General features: G+C 67.6%; 4 protein-coding genes. 1 reads left to right on the forward strand and 3 read right to left on the reverse strand.

From position 1 onward, the window contains the following. The first annotated feature begins 389 nt into the window (after positions 1–389). Positions 390–596 (forward strand): hypothetical protein, encoded by a 207-nt coding sequence (locus tag AC07OH_RS11645; protein ID WP_492676410.1) that lies wholly within the window; start codon positions 390–392, stop codon positions 594–596. Positions 597–608: 12 nt separating this feature from the next. On the opposite strand, the gene AC07OH_RS11650 is transcribed toward AC07OH_RS11645, so the two are convergent. The 3 genes from AC07OH_RS11650 to AC07OH_RS11660 form a co-directional block, all read right to left on the reverse strand. Continuing rightward, on the reverse strand, positions 609–938 hold the full coding sequence (locus tag AC07OH_RS11650) for a hypothetical protein (RefSeq protein WP_495300740.1): 330 nt from the start codon (positions 936–938) through the stop codon (positions 609–611). 122 nt (positions 939–1060) lie between these two features. After that, the gene (locus AC07OH_RS11655; protein ID WP_495300741.1) at positions 1061–7720 is read right to left on the reverse strand and encodes a prealbumin-like fold domain-containing protein; all 6660 of its coding nucleotides are present in this window, start codon (positions 7718–7720) and stop codon (positions 1061–1063) included. A 736-nt stretch (positions 7721–8456) separates the two neighbouring features. Beyond that, positions 8457–15869 carry an OmpA family protein gene (locus tag AC07OH_RS11660; protein ID WP_495300742.1) on the reverse strand — a complete coding sequence of 2471 codons (7413 nt, stop codon included), beginning with the start codon at positions 15867–15869 and terminating at the stop codon, positions 8457–8459. Positions 15870–16013 lie beyond the last annotated feature (144 nt).

Below are 16013 nucleotides of genomic sequence, written 5' to 3' on the forward strand. Positions count from 1 at the left end.
CCTCTTTTCAAAAAGGCCAAGTGGTCGACGATTGGATCGCACGCATGGCTTGGCCTCCATGCTGCAACGTAAATGACCGTAAATTGAAACGGAATTTTTCCTCGCGGTCCAGCCCTTTACCTGGCAGTTCCGACATAACTGCCCTGCGCAGGTGTAGAACATAGAGGCTGTCACGCACTCAAGTAAAACCTTCTGATCAATTGGATCTCTCGACCCGCTTCGGCGGGTCTTTTTTTGCCTCGCGAAGAACAATGAAGAACATTCGAATCTTCATGAATCCGAGGAACTGTTCGCGCATTTTTTTCGATTATTTCTCTATCAATACGCGCTGTCGTCCTTCATGCGACTTCGTGCGTTGGGCACTCCAATTTCCTCCGAAGGAGGCCGGAATGTCCAGAACCAATCAACGCACCAGTTTCGAGAAAATCAAGACCCAGTTCGGCAGATCGTTTCAGCGCGGCGATCGCGTTGTCTGTGAAGGCCGGACCGGCACGATCACGGGAATTACCTATCCGCATGTGCGCGTGCGCTTCGACGGGCAGCAGATTTCGGTGCCTTGCGATCCCCGCGAACTTCAGCTGAGCACGCTGCACTGAATGCTGCTGCAGCTACAGAGGGGGCAGGTCGAACTTTGCCACGTCGAGCGCGTTCAGCGCGCACACCCCGGCCAGCCACGCTTCGGCGGCGGTCTCGTGCGGCGTTTCATCGGTGAACAAGGGGCGATATGACAGACAGTCGACGGCGTCCGTGATGGCATCCAGCACCGTGAAATAGAACGCGCCCGGCGCCAGCTCATTGATGGTGAGCGCCCAACGCCCTTCCCAATTCATTTGCATCCTGTGGTTCATTCGTGATTTGTACGCCACGACTTCATGCCAGGGCGTAAATGAACATGAAGGAGAGTGGAAGTTTTTCTCGACCTCGCCTGCTTTGTGCATGGCATCGAACGCGGCATCCCGCGCGGCGCTTAAAACAACGGCGCTGCCTTGCTGTGGACGCGGGGCAGCTTTGTGATCGTTGACTGTTTAACCCGCTTCGGCGGGTTCTTTTTTACCCTCTGTCAATCGACCTTGATCTGGAACAGCACGCTACCTGTCGCCCCGGGGTTCAGCGTGCCGGAAAAGATCCAGCTCACAGGCCCTGATCCGCCAGCCGTCTGCGCCGCATTGCAGGCCACCGTGGCAGCGGGTGCCGGGTTGGCCGGCGTCGCCTTGCTGCAAGCCGTGAGCGTGGTGGGCGTCGTACCGGTCGTGCTCGACACGAAGGTGGTGTAGGCCGGCGTGGCGTCGTTCACCGTGAGGTTGCCGATCGGGGTAGTGCCGTTGTTAGTGTAGGTGACGCGGTATTCGAGCGTCTCTCCCGACTTGGCCTGGTTGTTGACGGTGAAGGCCGTGGCCCCCTGCGTCACGTTGCGCACTTCTTTCTTCAGTTCCAGCGCCGACGTGGAGACCGTCGTGATGTCATCCAGCGTGTAGCTGGCGCTGAGCGCCGGGGCCGGCAACGAGTTGGTGAGCGTGAAATTGGCCTGCACCTTCGCATCGTTCGAATAGCCCGGCTGCGCGGTAGCCGGAATGAACTCCTGCACGATCACGCACACGGTCTGACCTGCGGTCACGGTGATCGGTGCCGCCGGTGGGTACAACGTGGCGGCGCCCGGCTGGAGGCTGCCGCTGCAGGTCGGGTCCGCAAAGATCTTCTCGGCCCAACCGGTCAGCGTGGGCGTCGAGGTCGAGGCGTTGATTGCGAAGGTCACGCTTCCACCCGTGCCCGCCACGAAGGTGTGCGCATAGGTCACGGTATTGCCGGGCTGCCCGGTCTTGGCGCCGCTGGTCGCAAAGGTGCTGGGGTCGACGTCGCCGAAGTTGAGGTTGGCATGAGCGCCGCCGCTCCACGTGAACGCGATGCGGTCGGGGCTCCCTGCGCGCGAGTAGGTGTACGTCGTGCCGCCCGCGGCAGTGGTCGTGCCCGAAGGCAATGCAACGTTGCCTACCGACGCACCGGTGGAAATCCGTGCGCCTGTGTTGGTCTGTTCAACACACAGCGGACTGCCCACGGTCACCGAAGCGGGAATGGCCAAGGTGTAGGCGCCGGTGCCGTCGGTGGTCGTCGTGCCGTACACGGTGGCGGCGCAGTTGGTCAGCCGCACGGTGACGCCGGCAATGCCGGCTTCAACTCCATTCAAGACGCCGTCGTTGGCGACGGTGCCTGTGTCCAGGAAGACCCGACCGCTCACAGTGGCGGCCACCACGTTGGTGAAGGTACAAGCCACCGCCGCACCGTCGGCCAGACCGGCAGCGGGCAGCGTCACCGTGCGGGCCGTCACGTCGACCACGGCCGTCGCACCGCCTGCCAGGCCGCTGCACGTCGCACCGGCAAAGGTGAAGCCGGCCGGCATCGACCCGGCGAGCTCAGTGAGCACCGTCTGAGCGTTCGCCGCCAGCGTCTTCACAGCGCCAGCCACCGTGGCCCCGGCCGTCGTCACCTGGATGCTGTCGGTGCCGAAGCCGTTGTCGCCGCTGAACGCGAACGTGCCCGTGCCGCCCATTGCCTGCTTGCTGATCTGCACGGTCGGCAGTCGGCTGTTGGTGTACGTACAGACGATGGCCTTGCCGGCGTCGGCTGCGCCGATCAGCAGCGTGTTGGTGCTCTGGCCGTTGGTACCGCTCAACGCATTGGCCGTCGCACCGCCGTTCGCGGTACACGACAGCACGGTCGTGTAGCTGGTCAGCGTGCCTGTGGTCATCGTCTCCGCCGGGAACGTGAGGACATCGCCCACTGCAATGGCCACGGCCGTGCCGCTGTTGTTTGCCGCTGGCGCGGTCGCCGTAAATGTCGTGGTGTTGCTCGCGCCGCCCGTGCTCGCGCCGATGCGGGCCACATTGCCCGTCGTGCTGCCGACGCCCCAGGCCTTCGCCAGTTGCAGCGTCGCGGTCTTGCGCATGTTGACGTAGGTACAGGTCACCGCGCTGTCCTTGGGCATGACGAAGCCCCGGCTCAGGCCGCTGCCCGTCGTCACGGCCACGGCGCTACCGTCGAGATCCTTGGTACAGCTCAGCGTGGTGGTGTAGCTGGCCTCGTTGCCGCTGATGAAGACTTCGGCAATGGTCACCGCGCTGCCGCTGGCCGCGGTGGCCGTTGCATTGGTGGTAGTGGCGGGCGCGGTGGACGAGCCGGCGGTGATCGCCGTCACGTCGGTGGCGGTGCCGCTGATGGCAAGGCTGACCGCATCGCCTGCATTGGCGTTGGTCCAGGTCTTCGTCACCTTCACCGGGAACGTCTGGCGGGTGTTGGTGGTGATGCAGCTGACGGGGTACGTGAGGTCGCCCACCGTCACCGTGGCACCGCTCACGGTCCATGGGGAACACGAAGTCAGCACGCCGGTGTAGCCGCCGACGTTGCCTGGAGCCAGCGTCTCGGCCAGGGTCAGCGTTTCGCCGGCGAACACCTGCACCTGCGTGGCCGCCGCATCCGAATCGAAGTCGGTGGGCGAGGCCGCATCAGAAGCAAGGGTGTGGAACACCGTGCCGCCGCGCGTCACCGTCAGGGTAGCGTCGTCACCGGGCACCGCGCCCGCCCATTGCTTAGCCAGCCTCAGGAAGCCCGACTTGCGCGTGTTGGTGTAGGTGCAGACGATGGTCTTGCCGGCGTCGGCTGCGCCGATCAGCAGCGTGTTGGTGCTCTGGCCGTCAGTGCCGCTCAGCGCGTTGGCCGTGGCCCCGCCATCGGCGGTGCACGACAGCACCGTGCTGTAGTTCGTCAGCATGCCGGTGCTCATCGTCTCCGGCGGCAAGGTGATGGTGTTGCCCGCCGCGACGTTCACACCCGCACCGCTGTTGGCCGTCGAGGGCGCGGTCGCGGCGAACGCCGGCGTGTTGCTCGCCCCGCCCGCGCTGGCGCCGATGTTCGCCACGTTGCCCGCGATGCTGTTCGCGCCCCAGGCCTTCGCCAGTTGCAGCGTGGCGGTCTTCTTCGTGTTGATGTACGTACAGACGATGGCCGTGTCGGCCGCGCCGACCGTGAGCGTGCTACCCGACAAACCGCTGGTGCCGGTACAGCTCAGCGCGCTCGTGTAGTTGGCTGCACTGCCCGTGGTGAAGGTTTCGGCCAGGTTGATGATGCTGCCCACGGGCACGGCCTGCGGCGCACCGGTGTCGGTCTCGGCAGCCGTGTTGGCCACCGAGGCCAGCGTGGTCAGGCCCGTGCCCGTGATGCTCACCGCGTCATTGACGCTCGCACCCACCCAGGTCTTGGCCAGCGTGACGTTCGCCGTCTTCGCGGTATTGGTGATCTCGCACACGATCGGCAGGCCGGCATCGGCGATGCCCAAGGTCAGCTGGTTGCCGCTGAGCGAGCCACCGCCGGTGCAGCTCCAGGCACTGGCGGCGTAGGAGCCTGCGCTGGTGCCGAATGGCGTCTCCCCCAGCGTGACCGTGTCGCCCACGGCCACGCGTTGCGGACCGCCGGTATCGGTCTCGTTGGGCGTGTTGGCAATCGCCTGCAGATTGGAGGCATAGCCGATGTTGTGGTTCGGGTGCACGGTGCCTGTGGCGGTCAGAGTGAAGGCATCGTTGACCAGCGCGTTGACCCACTTCTTGCGCAGCTGCACGGTCGGCGCCTTGGCGTTGGTGACGGTACAAACGATGTTGGCCCCCGCCGACGTGGCCGCGGCATCCAGCGTGAACTGGTTCTTGTTTTGCGCGGTGCCGCGCGTCACCGTGCCGCCGCTGCCCATGCCGGTACAGCTGACGCCCGTGATGACGTAGTCGGGCACACCCGCGGCAGGCGTGTAGGTTTCGGTGACCGTTGTCGCAACGCCTGGCGCCGTCAGCGTCTGCACCGCCCCATTGACGGCGGTGCCGGCCACGGTGGTGGTGATGGTGTGCAACGCGACGCCGTTGGTGCCCGTGAACTCGAAAGCCGCCGTACCACCCAGCGAACGCTTGGCGATGGTCAGCGTCGGCGGCTTGCCGATGTTGGTGTAGGTACAGACGATGGCCTTGCCCGCATCGGCCGCGCCAATCAGCAGCGTGTTGGTTGCCTGGCCGTCTGTACCGCTCAGTGCGTTCGCTGTGGGGCCTCCATTGGCGGTACACGACAGCACCGTCGTGTAGTTGCTCAGCGTGCCCGTGGTCATCGCCTCCGCGGGCAGCGTGATGGTATTGCCCGCCACGACCATCACGGCCGCGCCGCTGTTGGCGACCGTGGGCGCCGTGGCGGTGAACGCGGTGGTGTTGTTCGTTCCACCCGTGCTCGCGCCGATGCTCGCCACGTTGCCGGCGATGCTGCCGACGCCCCAGGCCTTGGTCAATTGCAACGTCGCAGGCTGGACCACGGCGGTCGTCGCCGTGCTCGCATCGCAGGGTTGCCCCAGCGCCGTCGTACACAGCGGGTCACCACCGTCCGACACATTCACGACGTTGGTGGCACCCGACGGCCCCACCGCGCCCACGGCCACTGTGACCGGCACGGTGATGACGATATTGCCGTTGGCCACGCCCGTGGCGATCGTGCAGCCCGCCAGGTTTGTCGCACCTGCCGCCGGGCATCCGCTCAAGGTGCCACCCGTGGCCGTGACAGGACCACTGGTGGTGATGCCCGCAGGCAAAGGATCCGTCAGCGTGATCGGCGCCGTCGTCGGTCCGTTGGCCACCGTGATGGTGATGGTGTAGCTCTGCCCGCTCGCGCCCACCAGCAGCGGGTTCGCGCTGGCCGTCTTGGTCGTCGTGAGCTGGGGCAGCTTCTTCCGGTTGGTGAAGGTACAGGTGATGTCGTCGTTGCCCGTGGGCGTCACCGAGAAGCCAGTGGTGCCAGGACCACTCGGCAGCACAGTAGTGGAGCCCGCGGCCGCATTGGTACAGCTGAGGCTTGAGACGTACTGCGCCATCGTCGTCGTGAGGTTGCCTCGCGTTTCCGACAACGTGTAGGTGCCACCGGAGTTCGCAGGGAACAAGGCGTTGGTGTCGGCCAGACCCGTCGCCGTGGTGCCATTGCCGAGGGTGGTGAGCAGAACCGTCGAAGTGCTGGCCGTCGCCCCGCTCGGACCGACGATCGACAGGCTGAACTGGTCGGGCGTGAGCAGGCCGTCATTCACGCGCCCATCGGGCAGCAGCTTGGTCAGGCGAAGGCGCGGGCGGGCGTTGGTGAACACGCAGGTGAAGTCGGCACCGGCCTTCACGTTCACTGCGGGAATCGTCAGCGTGCTGCCCACCAGCGTGCCGATCGGGCCCACAGGGTTGCCGGTGGCCGTGCTGTTGGCATCGGTGCAGCTGGCGGAAACCAGCGCCCATCCGGTCAACAAACCGGTCAGCGGCGCTTCGGTCAGCGTCACGGCCGCGCCCGTCGTGGTCACGTTGATCGGCGTCGGCGACGAAGGCGTCGGTGTGTCGGCAGCGATCGTGATGACGCCCGTCGGTGCGCCCGCCAGGTTGGTCTGGCTGAAGTTGAACGTGCCGCCCGTTCCCCCTTGCGTGACCTTCTGCACCTTCACGGTCGGCGTCTTGGCGTTCGTGAACGTGCAGGTGACTGTCTCCCCCGCCCCCACGGTGATGGAGGCCGTGCCGCTCGCCACGCTGCCGCCGGTGGTGCAGCTCACATTGCTTTGCGTCCACCCGCTGGGAAGCGTCGCCTCCTTGACGGTATAGACGGTCGCGCCGGGCGTGACATAGAACGTGCGGCTGTTGGGCAGCGTGGCGTCCGTCGGGTCGTCGTCCAGGTCGAAGCTGGCAGGCAGGTTCGAGCCGCCCGTCGTGGTGAAGCTGAAGTCCTGCGCGTGGTCGGGCTGCGCGTCCTTGACGATGACGATGGTGCCCAGCACGGTGTCGGTATCAGTCGCCGTATTGGTCGCAGGCACGAGATCGGTGTATCCCGCCGGAGCCGTGAGGGTCGCGGTGTTCGCGACCGTGGCGATGCCCGTGCCCACCGTCGCGGTGACGGTGAGCGTCAAGGAGCTGTTCGGCGGAAACCGCGCAATCGTCGCGCCGCCCTGCAGCGCCGTCACGCGCAGCGCCTGGTCGGCCTGCGTCAGGCTGGCCGGGCACACCGCGGCGCCCGTGGTGACCGCGCAGGTCACGTTGGTGAGGGTCAGCCCCGGGGTGGCCGGGTCGGCCACCACGGCGCCGTCGGCAAAGTTGACGGACGGGTTGGTCACGACGATGGTGTACGTGGTGGTCGCGCCCGGCGCCACGGACGTCACGCCGTCGGTCTTGGTGAGCGTCAGGTCCATGCCCGCACGGGTCAGCGTGAACTTCGCCACCTGGCCGCCGGTGGTGAGCGTGGCCGAGCCGTTGCGCGACTGCATCACGACGTTGGGAGGCACCACGCCGTTGCGAAACTGGAACGACGTGCTGAAGCCGTCGGACTCAGTGTTCGTGGTGAAATTTGCCCCGGCGGCCGTGCCGGCGTCGAGGGTCGGGTCGGTATTGATGACCGCCGGATTCGCCACCTCGGTGTAGCCGGCCACCGTGTCGAAGCCCATCGCGCCGCTACCGGCGTAGCCGTTGAAGCCGAACAACAAAACGCCGTCCCCCGCCGCCGTCGGCGCCTGGCCTGCGTCATAGCCGGAGAGGCATTTCGTCCACGTTCCGGGCGTGAGACCCAGCGTCGTGCTGGCGCCTGTCGCGCAGTTCACGTCGGACGTGTCGGCCCCCGAACGAACAATGCCCGTGCCGGCAGTTCCGTCCTTGCGCTGGCTCACATTGTTGAACTGGAGGCCTGTCAGCATGGCCTCATCGCCAGCCCGATGGGGTGCTTGCACATTGGGCAGCGTGACAGTGATCGAACCGCTGCCCGTGCCGCCAAGCAAGGTGCGTAGATCGGCTTCATACAGTGCAAGGAAGTAGCTTTCCTGACTGTAGATCGTGCGGTCGATCGTGGTGGTACCGGGAAGGCCTATCCACCGGTTGGCGAAGCGAAGGTCTCCGTTCGGCGGTGCCAGTGGACTGGACAGCGTCATGGAGCCGCCCGGCCCGCTAGCCGTGAACTGGATCTGAACGTTCGCCCCGTTGTTGGCCACCATGGTGGGGCCGGCGAAGTTGCTGTTGGCCTGACTGGCCGGTTCATCGACGCAATCCGCAACGGTTTCGCTGCCGCCACTGATACAGTGATCCCGCTCAAAAGATGCAGAGAGAAGCACGACGCGGTTCTGCCCTGCCGCCACATTGAACACCAGCGTGGGGGTGCCGAACGCACCCGAGCCACTGGCCGTAGCCGTGGTCGTGCTGGCGAAAGTCACCGTTTGCGCTTGCGCCTGCATCGGTGCCAGGGCCACTGCGGCCAACGCAAGCAAACCGCTCGACAGGGCCGACGCAAATCGCGCGCACAAGGTTCTGGGCATCATTCTTCTCTTCTGTCGGTGAGGCGGCGTGACGACGGTGTGCGTCACGGGACGAGCGGGCGCAGTGCTCGCAGGCAAGAAAATCGGCCGGTAAACGGGCAGCACGGCATCGTGGGCAACCGACTCAGCCGGCCACTTCGATCTCGAGCGGCTGCTTGCGCGCACCGCCCTGGGGCACGGGCCGGTCGGCCTTGACGCGGGCCGAGCTCACGCCCTGCCCCACGAGGTAGGCGGCGACGGCTTCGGCGCGCTGTGCCGGCAGCTCCGGCGCGGCATCGGCCGCGCCTTCAGGCGCGGGGGCACCGATGATCTCGACCACGTCGTAGTGCTCGCTCTTGATGCGCGAGACGACCTCGTCCAGCACGGCGTGGGCGCCCGGCTTGAGCGTGTGTTGGCCGGCTTCGAACAAGGCCTGCGCCTGCAGCGTGATCTTTCCCGGCGCAAGCGCAGCCGCGGGCTCGCCTGTCTTGGCCACCGCCCCCGCGGAGACGAACCCCAGCGCGGTCTCGTCGAACTTGAAGCGCAGCCGCACGAACGCGCCCTTGCTCGTGTACTCGCCGGCGGTCAGGTCGCGGTCTTTCAGGCCCACGACGTTGTAGCCACCCGAGAGCCACAGGTCCTTGTAGACTTGGTAGCCGACCTCGAAGCCCAGCGTCTTCTGCAACGAGCCGCCGCTGCCGTGCAGCAGGCCCGCCTGCACGCCGACGTCCCAGTCCTTGTTGATGTCGTAGGTCAAACGGCCCTGCAGCAGCTGCGCCGAATAGCTGCTCTTGAGCACGCCGTCGTCCTGCGTCGCGCGCTTGGCTGCGAAGCGACCGGTGATGTAGGTGCCGGGCTGCGGGTTCACGTTGACGTGCACCGACACGATGTCGGCCTGGTAGTCGCCGGCCTGCGTGGCGTCGGAGCCGAAAGCGTTGCCGCTGATCGTGCCGAGCGTGGTACCCGCGCCGCGCACGGCTTCGGTCTTGTGCTCGTAGCGGGCCAGCATGTTCCACACGTCCTGTCCCACCGGGCGGTAGGCCACACCCACCTGCTGGCGCGACAACGTGCGGCGGTCGCCTTCGTTGGCGCCCTTGCCCTTGCTGCCGCTGTAAACGCTGCGCACAAGCAGGCTCCAGTCGTCGTCGATCTTGTAGCCCAGGCCCGCGCTCGACAGCACGGTGTTGGAGTCGTCGGCCCAGCGCGCCTCCAGGATCGCGCTCGCCTTCACGCGCTCGCTGGCGTACTCGACACCGCTGACCACTGCAGTGGAGTCGCCCTGGCCCAGGATGCCCGCAGTCGTGGGAGTGCCTCCCATCGCCTTCACATACTCGACGCCGCCGGTCAGACGCCAGCGCTCGTTCAGCTTGAACGTGTTGCGAATGCCGATGGCGTTCTGAGCCGTGGGGCCGTCGACCGAATCGGCCAAGCGGTACTCGTTGTAGACACGCCCGCCTTCCATGTAGTTGCTCTCGACGCCGAGGATGCCGGTGTTGCGCGACTGCCGGCTGTTCAGGTCGTAAATGCCGCCGAGCGTGGAGATGAACTCGTAGCGGCCGTAGATGCGCGTCTTGTCGGTGATGGCGTAGTTGCCGCCGATCGCGATCTGCTTGCCGCTGCTGCGCAGGTCCTGCTCTCCTTCGACGAAGACCTGGGCTTGGGGCAGGCTCGGTACCTGCGCCGTGAGCCGCCCGCGCACGGTGGCGAGGTTGTCCTGCTGCTTGTCGAGCAGCGCGCCCGCGGCATTGGCCACGCCGCCGAGCGTGGTGACCGAACTTCCGACCGTGGGCGAACCCAGGGCGCCGTTGTAGCTGGAGACCTGGTTGTAGTCGAACAGCGAAGCCGACGCGCTCGAGGTGGAGCCATAGCGCAGGCCGAGCTCTCCCGTGAGGCTGTCGTTGATCTTCTTCTGCGCGCTGACGGTCACGCCCTGGGTGTTGCCCACCGCCAGGTTGTCCTTGCTGTAGAGCGCCTCGGCGCGCACCTGCAGCGTGGCGTCGACCTTGTATTCGGCCCGCGCGCTGGCTTCGGTGCGCCCCGCCGCGAAGGTCGCGCCCGGGTTGTCGAAGCCCTTGCTCGTGCGCGCGGCCTGCACCGCGACGCCGAGCGTGTCGTCCTGGTGCCGCAGCTCGATGCGGCCCGCCGAGCCCTTGCCATTCAGGTCGGAGTCGGTCTGCACCAGCTCGGCCGCCGCGCTGGTGTTTTCGCCGAGGCGCGCCAGTGCGGTGACCGCGCCCAGCTTGCGGCGGTTCTCCGGGTTCTGGTCGGTGCCGAGCACCACGCCCAGTTGCAGGTTGTCGGCCACCTTCACCTGCACGTCAGTGCCGGCCACGGTGTACTTGGGGCCGCCCGCGTCGATCTCGTAGGTGACGCGGATCGACTGCGGGTTCAGGTTCGCATCGACCGATGCAATGGGGCGCGTGAACAGGATGCGGCGCGACAGCGGCTCGATCGTGTAGTCCACGAAGCGCGTTGCCGCCACGTTCTGCAGCACCACGTTCGGCTGGTTGCGATCACGCACGAGGATCTCGACGCGCTCGCTGTTCTCCACGAAGTCGCCGGCGCTGCCCGTGCCGCCGCCCAGGTAGTACGGCCCGGAGATGCCGCGCGCGGCGAACTCTTCCACCTGCTGCGTCTGCGACGTGCGCGAGGCGTAGCTGGTGGCGCGCACCGTGTCGGTCTCATACACATGCTTCAGGCCGGTGAGCGTGCGGCTGGTCTGGCTCAGCTGGCGCACGTCGGCGCTGCTCGAGGTGACGAAGTCGCCGTACATCAGGAACGAGCGGTTCTTGTCGATGCGCACATACAGGCGCTGCGAGCTTTGCGCGTCGAAGCCGCGCACCGACGAGTCGCCGTAGACGGGATAGAACTCGTCGGGACGGATGTCGCGGAACAGCCGGTCCTTGCGGTTCTTGTCGGTGTCCAGCGAGGCCGTGAGCAGGTACTCGCCCTTCACGGCGCCCTTGAAGAAGAACGCGGCGCGTGCACCCGCGCGGGTTTCCTTCGGGTCGCTCGACAGGCTACGCAGCTCGGTCTCGAAGGCCGCGCCGGCCGGCATTTCGCCGAGCGCGAGCGTCCCGCGCTTCGTGAAGTCGAGCGTGCCTTCGAGGATGCCGACGCCGATCATCGGGCGCAGGTCGGGCAACAAGGCGATGCGCACCTCACGCACGAAAGCCGAGGTGGACACGCGCACGCGCACGTCGCCCGGCTCGCCCGGCGGCAGCAGGTGGAACTCGGCCTCGCCGCCGTCCATGAAGACCTGCGTGCCGGGCTCGTTCGGGTTCAGGTCTTCCTCGACCCAGCGCCCGCGGTCGGCCTCGAGCGTGAGCTGGGCGCGGGCCGACACCGCCACGCCGGCCGCATCGGTCAGGCGCACCTTCACAGGCACCGGCGTGCGCAGGTCGGCGCGCGCGCCTTCGGGCACCTGCACGGCAATGGCTCCGAGCTTGTCGGGCGCGACCACGGTGATTTCCACCGGCCCGCCGCGCACCCCGCCGAAGTCGTCGCGCACCTCCAGCCGCAACAGGTTGCTGCCGGGCTTGAGCACGAGGCCGATGTACTCCCAGGCGCTCAAGGTCGCGCTGGGCAGGGTCGCCTTCTTGCCGACGCGGCGGCCGTCGATCTTCTCGCCGTTGACCAGCAACTGCAGGTTCGCGCCCGCCGGGCCCTTGACGCGCACGTTGACCGTCTGCGACGCGAGCGTGTCGCGGTCCTTCAACCCGATGAACCCCGGTGTGTTGTCCAGGCCGGGCATCATTTTTTCCAGCTCGATGGTGCCGGGCGCGGACTGCGGCAACAGCGGCTGCGCCAACGGCGAGAGGCTGCCGCTGCGCGCGTTGATGCCGTTGGCACCGAGTGTGCCCACGCCGCTGCCCACACCGCCAGGCAAGAGGCCCGACGTACCGCCGGGCACGCCCACCGGGCTGCTGAAGGCGCCGGCTTGCTGCACCGCGCCCAGCGTGCCGGTCAGGCCGCCGGTCGCGCCGACGCCGCCGACAAAGCTGCCCGCGCCGCCCGCGGGTGCACTCGGCAGCGTGATCAGCGGCTGGCTCGACACCACCGTGGCGCCGATGGCGCCCGAAGCGCTCACCTCGCCCGAGGCCGGTAGCGAGCGCTGGTCGCCCACGGGAACGATGGCGCCCTGCGGGTCGAGGCGCGAACGCACCGCGGCTTCGCCGTCGGCATCGGGCCTCACTGCGATGAGCTTGCGGCGCCGCGCCACGTCGTCCATCACGACCGGGTCGTCGCAACCGGCCAGCGGGAAGTTGGCCTTGTGCAGCTCGCCCTTCTTGAGGTCGACGAAGCGGCTCGCAGGGTTGTTGGCGTTGCGGTTGTCCAGCAGCACGATCTGCGCCTGCGGCGGCAGCGTCGTCTCGTCAAGTCTCAGCACGTGCGTGACGGGCTTCAGGCCGTACAGACTCCACTTGCCTTCCACGTCGGTCACGACACTGGTGCCGTCTTCCATGTACAGGCGCACGCCGGGCACGCCGGGTTCGTCGGCGCCCTCTTGCGTGCGGTCGCGCTTGCAATCCATGTAGACCTTGCCGAAGGCAAAGGCCTCGTCGGAGAAGACACCGCCCGTGACGCGCACCGTGAAGGTGGCCAGGTTGGACTGCAGCGCGCCGGAGTTCGCAAGCGCGCGATTCACCACGTCGCCCGACACGGGTGCGCCCACGCCCACTCGCACGCGGTAGCGCACCATGACCGACTGGTCGATGGCCAGCGACAGCGCGGGATAGCTCCAGACCAGTTGCGGACCGGCGCCACCGCGCGGGTTGTCGGTGGCCACGCCGTTCAGCCGCGCGCTGCCGGGCACGTATGCCAGGCCGGGCGGCAGCGTGTCAACGACGTCGAGGCCGTGGACGGGAAAGCCGGTCTTGTTGGTGACGGTCAGCGCGTAGTCGAGAAAGTCGCCGAACTCCACCTGCCGCTTGCTGCCGTCCTTGCGCATCACCAGGCCGGTGAGCGAGCCCGGATCCATCGGCACGTGGTTGTGGGCCGCGTCGCAGGCACTGCCATCGGCGTTGAAGCCGGTCACCACGTTGAAGTAGTAGGTGGTGGGCTCCGCGCCCTGCGGCGGCGCCGCGTTCGGCACGACCTGGCCGCAGCTCGCGAAGCTCCCTGCCCGGGCCGGCAGCAGCAGCGACGGCGCGACATAGCCGCTGCCCGCGGGCGGCGTGACAGCGATGGCGTAGGTGCATAGCCCCGTCACCGGCGGGTTCTGCAGCGGGAACTGATACGTCCCATCAGCGCCCGTCGACATGGAGACGCTGGCGTCGGCATTGAAGGTGTACACGCCCGTGTCGGCCCCGACGATCTCGCCCGGCCGAATGGGCGTCACCGGCCCCGCGTTGCACGACTGGCGCGTGAACCTGACCACCGCGCCCGCCACCGGCAGGCGCGTCACGGCGTTGTAGACCGTGCCCATCGGGTCCATCAGCACGGCGCGCGCGGAACCGACGGCCGCGGCCAGCAGGTTGGCCGGCGAAACGTTGACGGTGTTCTGCGCGAACGCCGCAGCCCAGGCCTTGTTATCAAGCGTCACGCGCGTGCTGTCTGTTGCACGCTTGGTGGTCACGCGCACGGTGAGGGCGAGCTCTTCGCTCTGGCCCGGCGCCAGTGCCCTGCTGCCGTCGACCAGGCTCAGCGCGACCTCGGTCGGCAGCTTGTAGGGGTCGGTGCTGGCCGCGGTGTCGCGGTTGCAGGTGGCGCGGCCGGTGAAGCCCGACGACGGCGACAGCAAGCCGTTGCGCGCCCTCACCGGGCCCGTCAGCTGCCACGACGCAATGCGGCCATCCGATCGGTCCACGTCGAAGGTGCAGTTCAGGTTGTCGATGACGCGCAGGTTGGGCGCCGGGCCGTTGCCGGTGTTCGTGACCTTGAAGCCGTAGTCGATCTCGTACACGCCGTCGCCGACGCGGCGGGGCTGCGACGCCGTCTTCACGATCGACAACGAGGGCCCCTGCGTGGAGATGGGCGTGGGCGAGGCGTCGTTGCCGGGGTTGCCGTCGCCGTCGGCGTCGGGGTTGCTTCCGTCGACCGAGTCGTCGAACACCTGCGGCGCACCGCCCGGCGTGAGCGAGGCCTCTGCGCGGGCCGTGTTCAACAACATGCCCGTGCGGCCCGTGAAGTTGATCCGCACGTCGAACTGCACCGTGAACTCCGCGCCCACGGGTAGCACCGCGCCCGGTGCGAGCAGGCCGCGCGCCGCGGCCTTGCCGGTGAAGCCGGTATTGACGGCAGCGACCATGCCCCCGCCGGTGTTGCCCACCACGCGTAGCGTGCCGGGCACGACCGTGTACTGGTTCGCGCCCGGCACCGCGGTGGCCGTGTAGCTGCCGAACTGGGTGGCGCCCGTGCCCTCGAGCAGGTCGTTGACCTGCACGCCGTACAGCCAAGTCGTGCCGTAGTTGCGCACGTGCAGGCTGAAGCCAACGGTCGCTGTGCCGTCGGGCGAGCCGTCGGCGTTGCGATGGATGCGCGGCACCGTGGCCGCCTTTGCCACGCCAATGCGCGCGGGCGACAGGGGGATGACCACCGTGTTCGACTGCGCGAGCGTGTCGACCGCGCTGTCGTTGTAGTAGCTCTGCGCGTTGTTGCGGATGTCGCCTGCCACGTCGGCCTTGGCCTTCACGGCGAACTGCATCGCGATCGAGCCGTTGCGCACGAGCGCCGTCGGCACGCCGATCGCCACCTCGATGGCGGCCGCGTCGTCCGTGGTGCGGTAGTTGAACGCCGCGTCGCCCGGCAGGCGGTACAGCCGGACCGCACCCGCGGCCGTGCTCTGCAGCGTGCCGGCCATATAGACCGTGCCCTCGGGAATCAGGTCGCGCACCAGCACCAGCGACGACGCCACGCCGTTGACCCGGATCGCCGACGGGCCGGGCACGGCCGCGCCGGTGGGCTGCGCATCTTGTGCGCCGATGTTGGAGCCCTTGACGGTGAAGTCGATGCGCGTGGTCCCCGGGACGATCACGCCGGAGTAAGACGCCGACTTGACCAACGAGATCACCGCCGCGCTGCTGACGGTGATCACGTCGCGATTGGTGGCCGTCTGCGATTGCAGCGCCGTGGTGGCCGCCAGCGCCAGGCACGCGGTCCCGCCCGATGCCGCGGGCAGCGTGCCCTGCACCAGCAGCGAAGCGGTTTCGCCAGGCTTGAGCGACAGCGCACCGGCGCTGCCCAGCGGCAGCACCGGGTCGCCCGCATCGACCACGCCGTTGTTGTTGACGTCGCGCACGACGCGCAAGGCGCTCAGGTCGAGCTGGTCGGGGCCGCAGCCGCCGGCGTTGTTGGCCCAGGCCAGCGTGTAGCCCGACGTCACGTTGCCGACGTTGCTGAGCAAATGGCTCAGCGTGACCTGCGCGTTCGGCGGCCGGGTCACGCTCTGGTCCTGCGTGAGCAGCAGCGCCTCGACGGGCAGCACGGTGGCCTGCACGGCGTTGGAGCTCGCGGTTTCCTGCTGGGTCATGCCTGCCGGCACGTAGGTCGCGGTGGCGACGTTGCGGATCGAGACGCCGGCCGGCACAGGAGCGGCCGATGCCGGCGCGGGTGCCATCGAAAAAGCGAACAGGCACGCCGCCACCGCCAGTGCCCCTGCGGCTGCCGGGAGGCGTGACCAGAATTGACGGTGGTGGATGACGTGTCGCACGAAAGGGGTTCCGAATCGGTTGCGTCGCCGTGCGAATACGCACGCGCGCCC

The sequence above is a fragment of the Variovorax sp. GW821-FHT10C12 genome, assembly GCF_059415405.1.

Coding starts and splice junctions, on each gene's coding strand:
- AC07OH_RS11645 (WP_492676410.1), top strand. CDS start 390: ATGTCCAGAACCAATCAACGCACCAGTTTCGAGAAAATCAAGACCCAG.
- AC07OH_RS11650 (WP_495300740.1), bottom strand. CDS start 938: ATGCACAAAGCAGGCGAGGTCGAGAAAAACTTCCACTCTCCTTCATGT.
- AC07OH_RS11655 (WP_495300741.1), bottom strand. CDS start 7,720: ATGCTGACAGGCCTCCAGTTCAACAATGTGAGCCAGCGCAAGGACGGA.
- AC07OH_RS11660 (WP_495300742.1), bottom strand. CDS start 15,869: ATGGCACCCGCGCCGGCATCGGCCGCTCCTGTGCCGGCCGGCGTCTCG.